The sequence below is a fragment of the Pseudoalteromonas sp. SG44-5 genome, assembly GCF_014164175.1.
In the GTDB taxonomy this organism is placed as follows: domain Bacteria; phylum Pseudomonadota; class Gammaproteobacteria; order Enterobacterales; family Alteromonadaceae; genus Pseudoalteromonas; species Pseudoalteromonas nigrifaciens.
Map to the genome: position 1 here is coordinate 129,615 of NZ_JACJES010000003.1, position 17,932 is coordinate 147,546.

Sequence of the window (17,932 nt, forward strand, 5' to 3'; positions counted from 1 at the left end):
ATGAATACACAACTTATAAATAACCAATGGCAAGCAGGCCAAGGCCCCGCGTTTGCCTCAATTAATCCAAGCAATGGCGAAACAATTTGGCAAGGTAATGGCGCCAGTGCTGAGCAAGTAAATAGCGCAATAAAAGCCGCAAGAGCAGCGCAGTTACAGTGGGCTGATACCCCGCTTGAGCAGCGCATTACCATACTAGAGAACTTTGCTGCACAACTAAAAGAACACAGCGAAGAGTTTGCCGTTATTATTGCCCAAGAAACCGGGAAGCCTTTATGGGAAACCCGTACTGAAGTAGGCGCGATGACAGGTAAAGTTGCCATTTCGGTAAAAGCATATAATGAGCGTACCGGTACCACAGAAAACCCAATGCCAGGTGCTAAAGCATTTATTAGGCATAAGCCGCACGGTGTAGTGGCTATTTTTGGCCCTTATAACTTCCCTGGGCACTTGCCTAACGGGCATATTGTGCCCGCTATTTTAGCGGGTAACACTGTGGTATTTAAACCCTCAGAGCTTACTCCTCATGTAGCACAATTTACTTTATCGCTGTGGTTAAAGGCGGGCTTACCTGCTGGTGTAATTAACCTAGTACAAGGCGAAATTGAAACAGGTAAGGCATTGGCCGCTCACCAAGATATAGATGGCTTATTTTTTACCGGTAGTTCTAATACAGGTCATTTATTACATAAACAGTTTGCTGGCCACCCGGGTAAAATTTTAGCGCTTGAAATGGGCGGCAATAACCCGCTGATAATTAAAGACGTAAACGATGTTAGCGCCGCAGTACACGACATTATTCAGTCGGGCTTTATTACTTCTGGCCAACGCTGTACCTGTGCACGCCGTGTATTTATTGAAAACTCGAGTAATGGCGATGCCATTCTAGCTAAGCTTATTAGCGCCACTAAAAATATTGTAGTTGATGACAGCTTTGCAACAGAGCAGCCATTTATGGGTGCTATGATCAGCGAAAAAGCAGCATTAGGTATGGTGGCTGCGCAAAATGAACTTGTCGCTAAAGGCGCTGAGATTTTAGTCGAACTTAAGCAATTAAAACCAGGTACTGGTTTTGTCAGCCCAGGTATTATCGATGTGACTAATGTTAATGATATGCCAGATGAAGAGCATTTTGGGCCATTAATTAAAATATATCGCTACAGCGATTTTGACAGCGCCATTAATGAAGCAAATAACACCAGCTTTGGTTTATCTGCCGGCTTACTCGCCGATAGTGAAAACGATTATAACCACTTTTTAAAGCGTATTCGTGCTGGCATTGTTAACTGGAATCGCCCCATTACCGGTGCGTCTAGCGCTGCACCATTTGGTGGCATTGGCGCCAGTGGTAATCACAGAGCAAGCGCCTATTACGCTGCCGATTATTGCGCCTACCCGGTAGCTTCTGTTGAATCAGATAAAGTAACTTTACCGCAAACCCTCGCGCCGGGCTTAATAATTGAATAAATACAACTTAACTAGCGTTAAGGTATATAACAAAATTTAAGGATTTAAAATGCATACTGATGTAAATACATTATTTGATAACCTATGGCAAAACTACTTAAACGTAACGCCATCGGCAGACAAAATTCATGATCTATTAGGTTCAACGCAAAAAGATGACATTATTAACGATCATATTGCTCTGCGTACCTTTAACATTGAAAAAGTGGGCTTAGAAAAGCTGGCAGCACACTTTTTAGCTTTGGGTTATAAAGAATGTGGTGAGTATCACTTTGAAGCTAAAAAACTATACGCAAAGCACTACGAGCACAGTGATTTAACACTGCCAAAAGTATTTATTTCTGAGTTGTTGGTAGATAAATGCTCTGCTGAGTTACAAACAATTGTAAATGATATGGTGAGTCAAATTGACGAGGACGCAGTGACTGCCGATAACTTTTTATACTCAGGCACGCACTGGCAAGTAAGTACAGACACTTATAAGCAACTTCTTGCCGAGAGCGAATACGCAGCGTGGATGTCGGCATGGGGTTACCGAGCTAATCACTTTACGGTAAATATTAATACCCTTGATAAATTTGATAACATTGAAGATGTTAACCAAGCGCTAAAAGATGCAGGCTTTACACTTAATAGCTCAGGCGGCGAAGTAAAAGGCTCGCCAGAGGTATTACTTGAGCAATCGTCGACCCTTGCTGATGAGTACTCAGTAAGCTTTAGCGATGGTGAAATGAGCATTCCTAGCTGTTTTTATGAGTTTGCTATTCGCTACCCTAAAGCCGATGGCGAGCTTTACACCGGGTTTGTAGCAGCCTCTGCCGATAAAATTTTTGAAAGTACCAATGCGCGCTAACTAGCCTGCATTTAGTCACTCTTTAAAAAGCCCGTAAAGGGCTTTTTTTATGCTTATTTAACCGGAGCTCTGGTAAAGAGGTTTACTAACGTAATGGCGCTTTCGATTAATTTTACTTATCCATTAGATGATATAAATTAATAACCCAAACTACTGTTTTATATTAACTTAAATTAATTCCAAGCTATTTAAAATTAACTATTGCACACATTAAAAACACGTTTTATTATTTCGCTGCTTCTTGATTATAATCAATCTGAGTAGATTACAAACCTAGTTTGTAGCAAGGCAAATCAGCAACTATACAGCCAAGTTTTACCTGGCTAATTACTAGCAAACTTTCCTCAACTATAGTTACGTTGGCTTGTAACTATATACTTAAACGCAGTTGCTCATTCCAACTGCGTTTTTTTGCTTTAAGGGAGACAAGCTCCCAGTAGTTATTATAAAAACAGCGGCTTATAATCGTTTTCTAATTGTTCAAACGACAAGTCTCCAATAAAGCGCCCAAAGCTGAGCCAAGTTGCTAAACCGCGTAAGTCTTTAAAGTGTGGCGGTACAAACTTAGGCGATTCGATTACTCCTAAACTATGCAGTTGCGTAATCAGCCTAAAGTCATCAATCGATATTTTTCCCACCAGCAATAAAGGCAGTTGATCGATTCTGCCCAGTTGTATGGCAACCCGAATTAAGTTGTACACCAAAACAAAGCCTTTAATGTAGGCAATGTCTTTAGTAAACGGCAAACCTGTGGGTGTACTGCCCCTAAATACACGCTGAGCTAAAGTATAGCTTTCATCTTGCGATAACCCTTGCGCTACATAATCGCGGTAAATATCAACAAATTCAGCACCATCAATTACCTTGGTCACCGCTTGAATACGGTTAACTAATTTAGATAAGCGCCGTGGTGTTGATTTTAAGGTAATAATTTCGGTTAATACCGCAAGGCCCTCTTGGGTCACTGTTGAGCTTGGCGTGCCTTTACTTAAACAGGTTAAGTAAGGTTGCGCTAGGCCATTTTGCGTCGTGCCTACATGTATCCAGCCTTCGTGCACTTCTAGAATATCGAGTTCACGCTGCGAAAACTTCACATCTTTATTTAGCTTAATGTTATTAGCCCCAGCTGCTGCATCGCTCACTATGCCATCGCTTAGCATTACCTCTACGTTGATCCCTACCATACTGGCATTAACTTGCTCAGATAAAATACGCACAGCATCGCTTGCTGCTATATTCTTAGGATCGTCGGGCAGTATATCGGCAATTAATAAGTTTTTAAGCGGCCGCTCTAACATGTTTGCCAGCTCAGTAAGTGAAGGCTCACCAGCATGAAACAAATCTTTAGGGTGCCCAAATAGCTCTACTGATAGGTCATGAAATTCAGGGGTTCCTCGATATTCCAGCATGCTTAATACGGTTTTATACTCGCTGCACATTTTTCCCATATATTGAGCTATTGGGTTTAGCTGTCCTAACTGGTTAATAATGTTACGCTGCAAAGTAGAAAACGCTTGGCGTAGTTCGCTGGGCACAAATCCTAAATCGCGCTGCTGATAATAAGCACGATCGATAACTGGATTTTTTTGACATTTTTGTCTAAAAAATTCTTCTTTAATTTGTTTATCCCAATTAATCGCATCCAGTATTCTTATAGGTGTTTGCAGGGCAACTAATTGATCTGATAATTCACGAGTTTTAAGTAGTAACGCCTTGTCTATCATGGTGTAAGCTCAACAAATAATGAATCCTGAGCATAATTTAAAATAACCAAATTACAAAGTAATATCATCATTTTTTAACCATTGTTTTTAAGATGATCGGGCCACATATCTAAAACGTATATACTTGCAAAGTTAAGGATTAATTAATGAAAAATGAAATCGACAACAAGCAAATTTTAGCTGTGTATGAACGCATAATACAACGCGGCGAAATGCAGGATGATGGTAAGCATTATCAAGGTGTTACCGCGTATTCAGACGCAGACGGTTATACCATTTATTTACAAGGCAGCGGCGTAGAACTGCGTTTTGGGTTTCATAATACGTATCATCTTGATTACGAACATGAAAAACACAAAGATGACTTTTTAAAAAAATTACACAATATTGCCAATGAAACCTAATGCTGACACCCAGGCTTAAAAAACGCGCCACTAGCAAGCTCAATACTTCCTTTATTACGCAAGTAATTATTGAGCTTGAAGCTAACCCGCACAAGCTCGAAATTATTCGCCACAACCTAGCTTACTACCGTACCCAAACCCATTTAAAAAAAGGCTTTCTCCTCGCTATTGAGCGATTTGACTGGGTGTTTGCAGCATGTAATAACGTGGATGAAATTTGCGCACAAATTATGGCCGATGACTACATTGGAAATCGTCTTAGGCGTTATCCTCTTTTGTTCAAAGGTATATTAGCGCCTTAAATTAAGCTGTAACAATACGCCTGCTTTGTACCTATATTAGCCCTTCTTGTTTTGCTATATTTACAATTAACTTTATAAAACCAGCCTGTTGTTATAATTATATCCATTGCAATTTTGGCTATATAAACAGCAACACATACCGTTAGTGCTCTAATGATTACCGTACTAAGCATATTATTTGAAATTATTTACATTTTATTTCTTAGCCAAAATAACCCTCCCCTATTGCACTACAAAATAATACATAAACTCTTGTTTTTAAATAACATAAAACAAATTCAATGTTTATTATTTACGTATACTAGACTACCTTTTTTGTTAATATTTCATCTACATTTAGGCATCCGATCATTTACCTGCGCCTTGAATTGTTAGAACTATTACCTTAAACTTATGTTTATTGAACGGTCAATTAATAATAAATATGCCTAAAGTTGGAATGGAACCTATAAGACGTCAGCAGCTAATTGACGCAACAATTGAGTCGGTTGCACAGCGCGGTTTACAGGCAACCACTATTAACAGTATTAGTAAAAATGCGGGATTATCCTCTGGCATAATTAGTCATTACTTTGGTGGTAAACAGGGATTAATTGAAGCAACGGTGAGGTATTTACTTACGAGTTTAAAACAGGAGCTTGTTTGCAAACTTGAAGCAAATACCAACGCGACGCAGCGCTTAATGTTTATTATTGAAGCCAACTTTGCACTTGTGCAACAGCGCTCAGATACTACACGAACTTGGTTGAGCTTTTGGGCACAATCAATGCACGATGCCGAATTACACCGGCTACAAAATGTAAACAGCAAACGCTTGCAAAGTAATTTAGCATTTTCATTTAAGCAATTAATGCCCACTGAGCAAGCAAAACAAGCTGCCGAACTTAGCGCCGCCATGATCGACGGCCTATGGTTACGAGCAGTACTTAGTAAATCAAACGAACATCAGTTTAATCACAGTGAAAAGCTAGCAAAAAGTTATGTGCATTCACTCATCAAGCAATATGGAGCCTAGCGTGACAACACCTGTCTATCAAAATTTTATTAACGGCCATTTCCTTGCAAATAAAAGCGGCAAAACATTTGATGTAACTAACCCTGCTACGGGTGAAGTTATTTATGCAGTAGAAATTGCTGACGAGTTTATTCAAAACGCTGCCATTGCAAGTGCAAAGCAAGGTTTTGCTCAGTGGTCGGCCATGTCGCCTATTGAGCGCAGTCGCATTTTACTCAAGGCCGTAGCAATTTTACGCGAGCGCAATGATGAGCTAGCGCTGGTAGAGGTACTTGATACCGGCAAACCAATGCAAGAAGCAAACTGTGTAGATATTGAAACAGGCGCTGATGTTATTGAATTCTTTGCTGGTTTAGCACCGGCACAAGTTGGCCAACAACAAATGGTTGGCAGCGACTTTTACTATACCCGTAAAGAGCCTTTAGGTATTTGCGCTGGTATTGGTGCGTGGAACTACCCGCTACAAATTGCCTGTTGGAAATCGGGCCCTGCTCTTGCCGCTGGTAATGCGTTTATTTTTAAACCATCGGAAGAAACACCACTTGGCGCAATTAAGCTAGCTGAAATTTTTGTAGAAGCTGGCGTACCCGCAGGTGTATTTAATGTCGTACAAGGCGCAGGCGATGTAGGCCAATGGCTAACACAGCATACTGATATAGATAAAGTGTCGTTTACTGGCGAAGTAGGTACAGGTAAAAAGGTAGTTGCGAGCGCTGCGGGATCTTTAAAAGATGTCACCATGGAGCTTGGTGGTAAGTCGCCATTAATTGTATTTGATGATGCCAATATTGAACAAGCAGTAAGTGCTGCAATGTTAGGCAACTTTTATACTCAAGGCGAAGTATGTACTAATTGTACCCGTATTTATGTTCATAAAAATGTATATCAACAATTTATTGATGAGCTTAAAACCCGTACTGAACAAAATATTATTGCCGGCGATCCTCAAGATTTAAATACTAACTTTGGCGCGCTAATTTCTAAAAAGCATCAAGACTTAGTAATGAGCTACGTTAATAAAGGTTTTGCAGAGGGCGCAACGCTACTAACAGGTGGTACAACACTTTCACCTGCATCTGCACCTAACGGCTATTTTGTTGCCCCTACTGTGTTTATTGATTGCAACGATGACATGAGCATAGTTAAAGAGGAAATATTTGGCCCAGTAATGAGCGTGTTGGTATTTGATGACGAAGACGATGTGATTAAACGTGCAAACGGTACTCACCTTGGTCTAGCTGCGGGTGTATTTACTAGCGACATTAAACGTGCACACCGTGTTATTCATCAACTACAAGCGGGTATTTGTTGGATTAACGCTTATGGTAACTCACCTGCAGAAATGCCAGTTGGTGGTTACAAGCAATCGGGCATTGGCCGCGAAAACGGCATAGAAACCCTCGATACTTATACCCAAACTAAATCTGTTTATGTTGGTATGGCCGACATAGAAAGCCCATTTTAAAGGATACTGATTATGAGTAATTCGTATGACTATATTATTGTGGGCGCAGGCTCTGCAGGTTGCGTGTTAGCAAATCGCTTATCAGCCGATAAAAACACCCGTGTATTACTACTAGAAACGGGTGGCAGTGATAAAAGCATTTTTATAAAAATGCCTACCGCGCTTTCTATTCCAATGAATAGCGATAAGTACGCGTGGCAGTTTCATACCCAACCTGAGCCGCATTTAGACAACCGCGAAATGCATTGTCCGCGCGGTAAAGTACTCGGTGGTTCGTCATCTATTAATGGCATGGTGTATGTACGCGGCCATGCAAAAGACTTTGACGAATGGCAACACAATGGAGCAAACGGCTGGGATTATCAGTCGTGTTTACCGTATTTTCAAAAAGCAGAAAGCTTTTACTTAGGTGAAAATAAGTACCGTGGCGGTAAAGGCCCGCTGGGCGTTAATAACGGTAACGAAATGAAAAACCCTTTGTACAGCACCTTTATTAAAGCGGGCATTGAAGCGGGTTACGCACACACTAACGACTACAATGCCTCGCAGCAAGAAGGCTTTGGGCCAATGCACATGACGGTAAAAGACGGTGTACGTAGCTCAGCCGCGCGTGAATATTTAGATCCAGTTAAATCGCGTAATAATTTAACTATTGTTACCGGTGCACTTGCCCAGCGCGTTGTTTTAGAGGGCAAAAAAGCCACTGGTATTGAATACAAAGTAAATGCCGAAGTTAAAACCGCTGTTGCTGCAAAAGAAGTGATATTAAGCGCCGGCTCTATTGGCTCGCCACATATTTTACAGCTATCGGGTATTGGCGATAGCGAAGTGCTTAAAAAAGCAGGCATTGAGGTAAAACACCATTTACCCGGTGTAGGGCAAAACTTACAAGATCATCTTGAGTTTTACTTTCAATATAAGTGCAAACAACCTATTACCTTAAACGGTAAATTAGGGTTAATTTCAAAAGGTTTAATTGGTGCACGTTGGTTATTAACCCGCAAGGGACTGGGCGCTACAAATCACTTTGAATCATGTGCTTTTATTCGCTCTAAGCCTGGAGTTGAATGGCCAGATTTGCAATACCACTTTTTACCTGCCGCAATGCGCTACGACGGACGCAGTGCCTTTGACGGCCATGGTTTTCAAGTACATGTAGGTCATAACAAGCCAAAAAGCCGCGGCAGCGTTACTATTGCATCGGCTGATCCTGAGCAACCACCTAAAATTGTGTTTAATTACCTACAACATCAAGATGACATTGAAGGCTTTAGAGCCTGTGTACGCCTAACTCGTGAAATTATTGAGCAAAGTGCCTTTGATGATTATCGCGATGAAGAAATTCAGCCAGGTAAGCATATTCAAACCGATGCAGAAATAGATGCCTTTGTCCGTCAAACGGTTGAAAGCGCTTATCACCCTTCTTGCTCTTGCAAAATGGGTGAAGATGAACTGGCAGTCGTTAATTCAGACACCCAAGTACATGGGATCGCAGGTTTACGTGTAGTTGACTCATCTATATTTCCAACCATACCAAACGGTAACTTAAACGGCCCTACCATTATGGTGGCCGAAAAAGCCGCTGATATTATTTTAGGTAATAAGCCATTAGCGAAGCTCAATGCACCAGTAGCAATGAGCGCTGACTGGCAAACAACACAACGTAATAGCAAGATATAAATTAAGCCACTAGCAAAGGTTTACTACTTAGGTAGTTAAGCCTTTGTGAGACTCGCCGTGGCTCACGATATAAATTGGTTATGTTGTGTTAACGCGAGAAAAAACAATAAACGGAGTATTTATGAATTACTTTTATTTATTTTGGGAGGGCGATAATGACTATTTGGCTTAGTGCTGGGATTATTTTCACCTTATTAGCTGTAATCGCTATTTTATTTAAATGGGGCAATGTACGTGTTGTTGGCGTAACGCCTGTTAGAACATTTACCTTTATAGCCATATTATTTACCTCAGGCCTAGATGTTGGCCTTATTATGTTTCCGTTAACCGAATTTGCCGGTTATGCAGACATAAAAGCAAGCCCAGAGTACGCATTTGCAAATCCGCTAGCTATTGAGTTTGGCTATTGGGGGTTTTTAATCTGGGGATTTTACTTTCTTACGTGCTTTTATTTCTGTGTAATAGAACCTAAAGTTAAATTTTTCGAAATTCCTTGGGTTAAGTTTATTAATAACGTTGTCATCATTGGCACCTGTGCATTTACTGCTTACTTACTACTGACTAACTTACCTTGGTACTTACCCGACTTCGGTGATGGCTCAAGTGTTATTCCGGTGTTTTATTTAATTGTGCTGGCTGCAATAGCGTTTGCTGCCTATTCGAGTACCGACATTAAGTATGTACGTATTTTAAGTATTTCTACTACTTGGATGTTTTTAGCACTTATTGCCTTTATGTGGGCGGGTGCATTTGTATTTGGTGACAGTGAATTGTCTGCCTTTTCGAATAACTTAGGCGCTATTGGTACTTATTTTGCCAATATTAATGAATTTGTTTTACCGCTAAATGACTACCATGAGTTTTATTTATTTTGGTGGTTTGCATGGAGCATTATGATAGGTCAATTTACTGCACGTTTTGTCGGTGGATTAAGAACTTACCAGGTATTGGCTGCAATGTTGATTTTCCCATCAATTCCAATTGCTATCTGGTTTAGTGTGCTTTATCACTACCACGAAGCTGGTATTCCTACCGAAGGTATTAAAAACTTTGCCATGGTATTTGTTGGTATTATTTTTGTAATTAACTCTCTTGATTCGCTTATCCGGTTATACACAGATAACTTAAACTTGACGGTTAAACGCTTAGGTAAATTTAAATACTTAACCATGAATATTGTTGCTTTGTCGTTGTTAACATTACTATTTAAGTTAGAGTTTTTGCAAATTCAATGGGTTGGCGCATTAGTTATTGCCTTGTTCTTTATTTGTATTGCTTATATTGGCTACAACAAATTAAAAACGGTGAACGACATTATAGGCTCACCAAAAGCAAACAAAATTGATTACACCAAAATTGAAAATATGAGCTAGGAACAACACTATGAATAATAAACTAAAACAACTTTTTATCGCTTTACCTTTTACACTTTTATCTACAACTGCAGCGGCTAATTGGTCAACAACCATTACTGCAGCTTCTGACTATACTTTCAATGGTGTAACGCAAACAGATAACGACCCTGCAATTCAAGCAAGCCTAGATTACGCATTTGATAACGGTGTGTATGCAGGTATTTGGGCCTCTAATGTAGATTTTGGTGATGATACTGATTTTGAACTTGATGCTTATGTAGGTAGATACATTCAGCTTGATGAACACTTTAGTGCTGATTACGGTATTGCTTATTACACTTACCAAGGCAATAACAGTGATGGTAATTATGGCGAAGCCTATACAAAATTTGGCTATGCGAGTGATTATGGCCAAACAGAGCTTAACTTTTGGTATAGCTGGGACTACTTTGGCAGCGGTGCAAGTCATGTTATTTCAATGATCGCCCATACTTATGAACTTGCGCCTAACCATGCACTACGTGCAAGTTTTGATATTTCAAACTCATTAGACGGTAAAAAATACGCGTGGGATAGTAATGAAAAAAAATCTTACAACCATTACCGCTTAGCATACCAAACTAGCTATGAAGGCTTTAATATTGAAGTTGCCGCCGAGAACACCAGCTTAGATTACGACTACGCAGATGAGCGTCTAGTATTGGCCGTATCACGTACGTTTAATTTATAATCTTAATTAAATGAATGCTATTTATTAGCAAAAAAATGCCACTTAAGTTAAGTGGCATTTTTATGTGCGGCTGTAAAATATGCAATTAACTTGAACTCTGGTTAAGAGACTTACTAACGTATTGAATCATAGTTATATTTAACTTTATTTTCTCTAGCCAGAGATTTTCAGTGAAAACATGGCGTATTTACGCGTCAATAGCTGGCCTATTGCAAGTTAATTCAACGTAGTTAGCGCTGAAAATAGCTGCTTGAGATAGGTTTATTATCCGGAGCTCAGGTTAACTAACTACTTATTTCCCAGGCACTGGTTCCTGAGCCTGACATATTGCTCACATTTTTGTTGAGTAGTTTATTACCTACATTAACAGATGACTCTGGCCTACTTACTAAATAGCCTTGTACAGAGCTCACACCTATACGCTTTACTAATTCAAACTGTGCTGGCTCTTCTACACCTTCGGCCACTATTTTAAGCCCCAGCTTTTGTCCGAGTTCGCAAATAGTTTTTAATATATCTAGGTACTTTTTACTTTTATTTGCTTGAGTAATAAAAGAGCGATCAATTTTAATCACATCTATAGGTAAATCAGCCAAAGTGCTTAAAGAGCTAAAACCAGTACCAAAATCATCAATGGCAATCGTAATGCCCTCTTTACGTAATTTTTCAAGCTCTTTAATTATTAAAGAATCTGCTTTTATAAGCGTTGATTCTGTAATTTCTAGCATCAGTGAGTTAGGTGACAGCCCGGTTTTGGTAAGGGTTGCCATAACCCAGTCATATATAGATCTATGTTTTAGCTGCACTCCCGACACGTTTACCGATATTCTTACTTTGCGCAAACCAGCATTATGCCATGCAGCCATTTGCCTACATGCCTCTAACATAATCCAATCGCCTAATTCTAAAATCAAATTAGACTCCTCAGCTATAGGAATAAATTCAACAGGCGAAATCATTCCCTCAATTGAATGGTTCCAACGTGTTAGTGCTTCAAAATAATCTATCATGCAATCTTCAACATGTACGATAGGTTGAAAGTTTAAATAAAAGTCTTTGCGGGCGACCGCTAAACGCAGCTCTTCTAGCAAATAATGATAGCGGCGCATTTTATTACCCATTTCGGGAGAGTAGACTTTAAAAATACCTTTACCATCGTGCTTTGCTCTATACATAGCTACATCTGCAAGTTGCAGTAAGGCTTGCGGCGTTGAGGCACTCTCTGGGTATTTTGCAATACCTATGCTGGCACTTATTTTTATAATTTTATTACCTAACACAAAGTCTTTTTCTAACTCGTTTAATACATTCCTTGCAATATCTAAAACTTGCGCTTCTGACTCAACTGACTCTATAAAAATAGAGAACTCATCGCCCCCTAGTCGAGATAAGTTTTGCTCTAACTGATTGGCTGGATTTATGTTATTTAACTTATTATGGCGTATCACATTGGCTAAACGAGTTGCCACTTGAACTAATATTTCGTCACCAAAACTATGCCCAAAAGAGTCATTTACTTTTTTAAAACCGTCCAAATCAATAAACAATAAAGCACATTTTAAATTTTCAATATTTACTTGGCTAATTTTTCTATCTATATGTTTAATATAGGCATGGCGGTCTATTAGTAGGGTGAGTTTATCTTGGTAAATACTGGTTTGAGTTTGCTTTACATAGTGCTCAACATGGCTATTAAGGGTGCTTATAGACTCACTCAGTGTTGTAATACTATTAGCGTTAGCTGCCGACTTTGTTTGTAAGTTAAATGCTTTGAGTAAGGTATCTGTTTGTTTATTAAGTTGGATAATTTTTTTTGTGTAGTAATGTTTTTTAAGCTCTTTTTTTAAATACACAAAGCCAATGAGAAAAATCACAAAAAATATAAATAGGTTTCGTGGCGATGTAAGCGTAATTAAAATTAAATCGTTAGCTTTAACCGCTATAAATTCTGTTTTGCTGGTTTTCAATACTATAAAGTTTATATTGTTTTGCTTAACAATATAATAGCCATTTAATATTGGGTTATACCAAGGGGCCAATGTCAATGTGGTGGTATCTATTTCAAAATTACGAACATCGATATTAGAGTGAAATAAATTAATTTTATCTATCTGATTACTTATACCTACATTAATACTAAAACATAAAGAAATAGCCATTATTATAATTACATTTATAGATTTTAATTTATTCACTTAAAGGTCCATCTAACGTTGTTAACATATTAAAGCATAAGCAAATAAAACATCATATAGGCTATTTTTACTACTAATTAAGTTATTATACAATCCTTAATGATTACAGGGTACTCATTATTATCTAATTAAGTGCATTTTAAAGCTGCCATGCGTAACTGACTTTAGTAAAAAAGGTGCGCTGGTCGCGCTCTAAGCTTTTAAGTGAATCATCTTGGTAACCTTTATCTGAATACCCTAAGTAAAATAATGTTTGCGCATTAATTTTGTACGAATAAACGAGTTGGCTGCCGTAATCTTTATTAGTTTGGTTCACTTGATAAAAATAAGCATTTTCGTTGCGATCAATATCTTCAAATTGCCAAATAAGCTTTAGCATTGAGCGCATATTAAATTTATAGTAAAGCCTAAAATCAATTAGGTTAGCTGTAAAAACACGCTCCCCTTGTGAGTTGTCTAATTGGCTGTAGCTATGCTTTATGTCAACTTGCCAATGATTGTTTATATCCCACACCGCTTGAGTTTGGGTATCAAAGGCGTCACCTAGTTGCTCATTACTGTAGTCAATGCGACTCCCGTATTCAACATACAAAGACAGCCTAAGATCTTTTGTTGGTTTAAATCCGCTGTAAATATAACCAATGTTTTGATTATAAAAATTAGTGTTATAATTTTCATACCTATGTATCAGCCCTATTTCGAAAATAGACTGTTTTTGGCCTTTAAAGCTTAAATAACCTTCGTACTCTTGCTCAAGTAAATCGCCATTTTTCGCCCAGGTTTTATCCCAATCAGCTACATATGACCAAGAGGTAACTAAATAATTTTCATCTCGATACCAGGTTTGCCCGCCTCCTAAAATAACTTTTTCGTAATCGACCTTAGCTTGATAGCCTAAATCGGCACGATAATCTGCGCCAATATTTTCGTACTCTGCGAATAATTTATAATCGCGTTTATCGCGGGTGAGCTTAATTGCATACGCTTGATCGGATTGTGTTTGTGACAGGTTATAATTTTCAACTAAAAATGCTGAGTTGCGGGTATCACTGCTCGCAACTTGATAACTTAAGGTGTCTGATTGATTAAACCAGTAACTACCGTCAACTGATAAAACCGTATTGCGATAGTCATCACCTTCACGATGCGTACTTGAAATCCCTACAGTGCCTTGCTGGCCAATATCGTACTGGTAACGCGCCACTGCCACTTTGGTATTTTCGTTTAAGCTTGCAAACCCTGAGCCCTGATTAGTTGGCAGTAAAATATTGCTATTGTCGTCATCGGCAAACATCACCGCATAACTGTGATTAGCTGTTTTGCCGGTTAATTTAGCGCCTAGATTAGGCTCTGCAATGGTGCGAGTATATAAAAGCTCAAATAAACTACTTTTAAAATATGACGCACCGTCTAAAAAAAACGGCCGTTTTTCTTCATAGTATATAGAGTAAGTGGTATTAATATCCAGCGCCAGAGAGTCGGTTTCCACTTGCGAGAAGTCTGGATTTATAGTGGCGTTTATAACGGCGTCTTGGCTTAAGCCCCAGCGTAAATCTATACCTACTTCGGCGTTTACATCGCCATTTTCCCAATCACCCGGTAACTGTGATTTGGTATCGTTACGCAGCGCAGTTAAAGTAGGCGTTAATTGCAGGTTTTTGCTGGCCGTTATTTTTTCAAAGCCGGTAAGTTTATCAAACTGACAAAGGCTGCACTTAATATCGCGATCAAACCCAATGTTTGATAACTGATAAAGCACATCTCGTTGATAATTGCGCATTAGGGCAAAACCCCAGGTTAATTGCTCTTTATTTTGTGCAAAACGCAGCGCTTTAAAAGGAATACGCATTTCTACCACATAACCTTGCTCAGTAATCTTGCCTGCGCTATCCCAAATGGCATTCCAAGAAAGGTCTTGTTGCCAGCCATCGGTGTCGGTCATGCGAATATCGCCCTGAGCCCCTAGCGGGTTCACATAAAATTCATAACCAGAGCGCTCATCATTAAAGGTATCAATTACTAGTGCCACGGTGTCATCTTGCCACAGAGTATCGCGATCTCGCAGTGCAGCGCGAATGTGCGTTGGGTCAGGATCGTGTGCAACAAACGCTACATATAAGTTACTGCCGTCTTCGTATATATAAGTATCGGTTTTTACCGGTGGCGTACCTTTTTCATTTGGTTCATCTTGAAACTGCAATGCAATGCGCGTGGCATCTTGCCAATGCGCCTCATTCATTACCCCATCTACTGTTATATTTTTATTAATACGCGTGAGTGAATAGTGTTGTTTATTGGCAAGCGCGCTTGGAGTGGTGAGTAAAAGAAAGAAAAAGCTTAAAATAAAGAACACTGATTGTTTTTTTATTATTATTAAGTACTGCATAAACATCCATTTAGACTTAAATTACTCAATAAGAGTAATTTCTGGCGTGGATTGTAGTTTATACCAATGGATTTGTTAATACCTTGCAAAGAGATTTTTGCATAACATTAACTAATTAATAATAAAGAAGTATTTAAGCGCAGCGATTAGGTTTCAATAAGCTTGAGTTTATCAGCAATACCATTCCACTCATCAGCATCGGCTGGGGCTGGTTTTGCCTGCGTAATGCGTGGCCATATAAGTGCAAGCTCGGCATTTAGTTCGGTAAACTCTTGTTGTGACTCTGGTAATTCATCTTCTTGATAAATAGCATCAGCTGAACATTCAGGTACGCATAAACCACAGTCAATGCAATCAATTGGGCTTATCGCTAAAAAGTTAGGGCCTTCAAAAAATGCATCTGCTGGGCACACTGATACGCAATCTGTGTACTTACATTTAATACAGTTTTCGGTGACTACAAATGCCATAATGGTTCAATGCCTAAGGTTTTATAACGACAACGGCGGATCATACCCAACCAAGGCTAAAATACAATATATAAGTGCCATAATAGCGTAATTTAACGTAAAATAAGCGCCTTATGTTTTGTGGTGCTATTTGCGCTACTCCCCTTATTGTGAGCGGTAATTAAAAGCCCGCTAAGACACCTAAAAGAGACAAAATGATACGTTTAACCGAAATAAAACTACCGCTAGATCATGACGAAAATGCAATTAAAGATGCCATTGTCAGTAAGCTAAAAATAACGCCAGAACAGTTACATAGTTTTAATGTGTTTAAACGTGGTTACGATGCCCGTAAAAAAACAGCTATTTTACTTATTTATACCTTAGATATAAGCGTTGATAACGAAGAGCAGTTACTCACAACTTTTGCCAAAGATCAGCATGTAAAAGTAGCACCCGACACCGCTTATAAGTTTGTTGCCCAGGCAAATAACGATTTAAAAGAGCGCCCTGTCGTAATAGGCTTTGGCCCTTGTGGTTTATTTGCAGGTTTAGTGTTGGCACAAATGGGCTTTAAGCCAATTATATTAGAGCGTGGTAAAGAAGTACGCGAGCGCACTAAAGATACCTTTGGTTTTTGGCGTAAGCGCGCACTAAATACCGAGTCAAATGTACAATTTGGTGAAGGCGGCGCAGGTACATTCTCCGACGGTAAATTATACAGCCAAGTAAAAGATCCAAAACATTATGGCCGTAAAGTTATTACCGAGTTTGTTGCCGCTGGCGCGCCAGAAGAAATTTTATACGTAAGTAAGCCACACATAGGAACCTTTAAACTGGTAACTATGATTGAAAAAATGCGCGCGCATATTGTAGAACTTGGCGGCGAAATTCGCTTTAGCACTCGCGTAGACGACATTCATTTAGAAGACGGCCAAGTAACGGGCTTAACCTTGTCAAATGGCGAGCAGCTAAATACCCGCCATGTAGTGCTTGCTGTGGGTCACAGTGCCCGTGATACCTTTGATATGCTATATAAAAAAGGTATTTACATGGAAGCTAAACCATTTTCGGTGGGCTTTAGGATCGAGCATAAGCAATCTATGATCGATGAGTGCCGCTTTGGTGACAATGCAGGTAACCCCATTTTGGGCTCTGCTGATTACAAACTAGTTCACCACTGTGATAATGGCCGTACCGTATATAGTTTTTGTATGTGCCCAGGGGGGACTGTGGTTGCAGCCACCTCTGAAGAAGGCCTAGTTGTTACCAATGGTATGAGCCAATATTCTCGTAGTGAGCGCAATGCAAACAGCGCTATTGTTGTAGGTATTTCGCCAGAGCAAGACTTCCCGGGTCACCCATTAGCGGGTATTGAGTTACAACGTAAACTTGAAAAACAAGCATACGAACTTGGCGGCAGTAATTACGATGCGCCAGCACAACTTATTGGCGACTTTTTAAAGGGTAAATCGTCATCAGCTTTAGGCGATGTGCAATCATCTTACACTCCGGGTATTAAATTAACCGATTTAGCCGGTGTATTACCTAAATATGCAATTGATGCTCTGCGTGAAGCAATTCCGGCATTTAATAAGCAAATTCGTGGTTTTTCAACTAATGATGGCTTACTAACAGGGGTAGAAACACGTACCTCTTCGCCGGTAAGTATTAAGCGCGATAAAACACTTCAAAGTATTAATACTAAAGGGCTTTACCCTTCTGGCGAAGGCGCAGGCTATGCCGGTGGTATTTTATCGGCAGGTATTGATGGTATTAAAGCAGCTGAAGCGGTGGCGCTTTCAATGCTAGAAAACGCAAAATAAGCGTTTTATTAATTTAAGCCATAAAAAAACCTGAGCAAGCTCAGGTTTTTTTGTAACTGCAAATAACCATATTAGGTTAGC

14 protein-coding genes are annotated in these 17,932 nt (G+C 39.4%); 10 read left to right on the top strand and 4 right to left on the bottom strand.

From position 1 onward, the window contains the following. Together astD and H5079_RS05230 are read left to right on the top strand one after the other, a co-directional pair. Nucleotides 1-1,467, top strand: coding sequence for a succinylglutamate-semialdehyde dehydrogenase (astD, locus tag H5079_RS05225; protein WP_086995861.1), 1,467 nt, complete (start codon nt 1-3; stop codon nt 1,465-1,467). A gap of 49 nt (nt 1,468-1,516) precedes the next feature. Next, the gene (locus tag H5079_RS05230) at nt 1,517-2,320 is read left to right on the top strand and encodes a DUF1338 domain-containing protein (protein WP_011330050.1); all 804 of its coding nucleotides are present in this window, start codon (nt 1,517-1,519) and stop codon (nt 2,318-2,320) included. A gap of 443 nt (nt 2,321-2,763) precedes the next feature. Here the strand turns inward: H5079_RS05230 and H5079_RS05235 are convergent, their stop codons facing one another. Then, complete coding sequence (locus H5079_RS05235) at nt 2,764-4,044, bottom strand: flavohemoglobin expression-modulating QEGLA motif protein (protein WP_011330049.1); 1,281 nt, start codon at nt 4,042-4,044, stop codon at nt 2,764-2,766. A 146-nt stretch (nt 4,045-4,190) separates the two neighbouring features. Here H5079_RS05235 and H5079_RS05240 point away from each other — a divergent pair, with 146 nt between their 5' ends. The 7 genes from H5079_RS05240 to H5079_RS05270 all read left to right on the top strand — a co-directional run bounded on the left by H5079_RS05240 (nt 4,191) and on the right by H5079_RS05270 (nt 10,995). Further along, the gene (locus tag H5079_RS05240; protein WP_011330048.1) at nt 4,191-4,448 is read left to right on the top strand and encodes a DUF3081 domain-containing protein; all 258 of its coding nucleotides are present in this window, start codon (nt 4,191-4,193) and stop codon (nt 4,446-4,448) included. Then, the gene (locus H5079_RS05245) at nt 4,448-4,750 is read left to right on the top strand and encodes a hypothetical protein (protein WP_182683618.1); all 303 of its coding nucleotides are present in this window, start codon (nt 4,448-4,450) and stop codon (nt 4,748-4,750) included. Before H5079_RS05240 ends, H5079_RS05245 begins: the two co-directional genes overlap by 1 nt. Nucleotides 4,751-5,189: 439 nt before the next feature. Then, entirely contained in the window at nt 5,190-5,765 is a 576-nt protein-coding gene (betI, locus tag H5079_RS05250) for a transcriptional regulator BetI (protein WP_086995886.1), read from the top strand. 1 nt (nt 5,766) lies between these two features. Then, nucleotides 5,767-7,230: a betaine-aldehyde dehydrogenase gene (gene betB / locus H5079_RS05255; protein WP_182683619.1), complete on the top strand. Its 1,464-nt coding sequence runs from the start codon at nt 5,767-5,769 to the stop codon at nt 7,228-7,230. A 12-nt stretch (nt 7,231-7,242) separates the two neighbouring features. Beyond that, nucleotides 7,243-8,910 carry a choline dehydrogenase gene (gene betA / locus H5079_RS05260; protein ID WP_182683620.1) on the top strand — a complete coding sequence of 556 codons (1,668 nt, stop codon included), beginning with the start codon at nt 7,243-7,245 and terminating at the stop codon, nt 8,908-8,910. 155 nt (nt 8,911-9,065) lie between these two features. Beyond that, entirely contained in the window at nt 9,066-10,283 is a 1,218-nt protein-coding gene (locus H5079_RS05265; protein WP_182683621.1) for a BCCT family transporter, read from the top strand. A gap of 10 nt (nt 10,284-10,293) precedes the next feature. Then, complete coding sequence (locus H5079_RS05270) at nt 10,294-10,995, top strand: TorF family putative porin (RefSeq protein WP_011330041.1); 702 nt, start codon at nt 10,294-10,296, stop codon at nt 10,993-10,995. A gap of 284 nt (nt 10,996-11,279) precedes the next feature. Here the strand turns inward: H5079_RS05270 and H5079_RS05275 are convergent, their stop codons facing one another. From H5079_RS05275 to fdxA, 3 genes are all read right to left on the bottom strand, one after another. Next, nucleotides 11,280-13,190: an EAL domain-containing protein gene (locus H5079_RS05275; RefSeq protein WP_182683622.1), complete on the bottom strand. Its 1,911-nt coding sequence runs from the start codon at nt 13,188-13,190 to the stop codon at nt 11,280-11,282. A 139-nt stretch (nt 13,191-13,329) separates the two neighbouring features. Next, nucleotides 13,330-15,576 (bottom strand): carbohydrate binding family 9 domain-containing protein, encoded by a 2,247-nt coding sequence (locus H5079_RS05280; protein WP_182683623.1) that lies wholly within the window; start codon nt 15,574-15,576, stop codon nt 13,330-13,332. Nucleotides 15,577-15,722: 146 nt separating this feature from the next. Next, the gene (fdxA, locus tag H5079_RS05285) at nt 15,723-16,046 is read right to left on the bottom strand and encodes a ferredoxin FdxA (protein ID WP_011330038.1); all 324 of its coding nucleotides are present in this window, start codon (nt 16,044-16,046) and stop codon (nt 15,723-15,725) included. Nucleotides 16,047-16,240: 194 nt separating this feature from the next. Between fdxA and H5079_RS05290 the strand changes: the two genes are divergently transcribed. Beyond that, nucleotides 16,241-17,851 (top strand): NAD(P)/FAD-dependent oxidoreductase, encoded by a 1,611-nt coding sequence (locus H5079_RS05290; RefSeq protein WP_182683624.1) that lies wholly within the window; start codon nt 16,241-16,243, stop codon nt 17,849-17,851. Nucleotides 17,852-17,932: the final 81 nt, after the last annotated feature.

Coding starts and splice junctions, on each gene's coding strand:
- astD (WP_086995861.1), top strand. CDS start 1: ATGAATACACAACTTATAAATAACCAATGGCAAGCAGGCCAAGGCCCC.
- H5079_RS05230 (WP_011330050.1), top strand. CDS start 1,517: ATGCATACTGATGTAAATACATTATTTGATAACCTATGGCAAAACTAC.
- H5079_RS05235 (WP_011330049.1), bottom strand. CDS start 4,044: ATGATAGACAAGGCGTTACTACTTAAAACTCGTGAATTATCAGATCAA.
- H5079_RS05240 (WP_011330048.1), top strand. CDS start 4,191: ATGAAAAATGAAATCGACAACAAGCAAATTTTAGCTGTGTATGAACGC.
- H5079_RS05245 (WP_182683618.1), top strand. CDS start 4,448: ATGCTGACACCCAGGCTTAAAAAACGCGCCACTAGCAAGCTCAATACT.
- betI (WP_086995886.1), top strand. CDS start 5,190: ATGGAACCTATAAGACGTCAGCAGCTAATTGACGCAACAATTGAGTCG.
- betA (WP_182683620.1), top strand. CDS start 7,243: ATGAGTAATTCGTATGACTATATTATTGTGGGCGCAGGCTCTGCAGGT.
- H5079_RS05265 (WP_182683621.1), top strand. CDS start 9,066: ATGACTATTTGGCTTAGTGCTGGGATTATTTTCACCTTATTAGCTGTA.
- H5079_RS05270 (WP_011330041.1), top strand. CDS start 10,294: ATGAATAATAAACTAAAACAACTTTTTATCGCTTTACCTTTTACACTT.
- H5079_RS05280 (WP_182683623.1), bottom strand. CDS start 15,576: ATGCAGTACTTAATAATAATAAAAAAACAATCAGTGTTCTTTATTTTA.
- fdxA (WP_011330038.1), bottom strand. CDS start 16,046: ATGGCATTTGTAGTCACCGAAAACTGTATTAAATGTAAGTACACAGAT.
- H5079_RS05290 (WP_182683624.1), top strand. CDS start 16,241: ATGATACGTTTAACCGAAATAAAACTACCGCTAGATCATGACGAAAAT.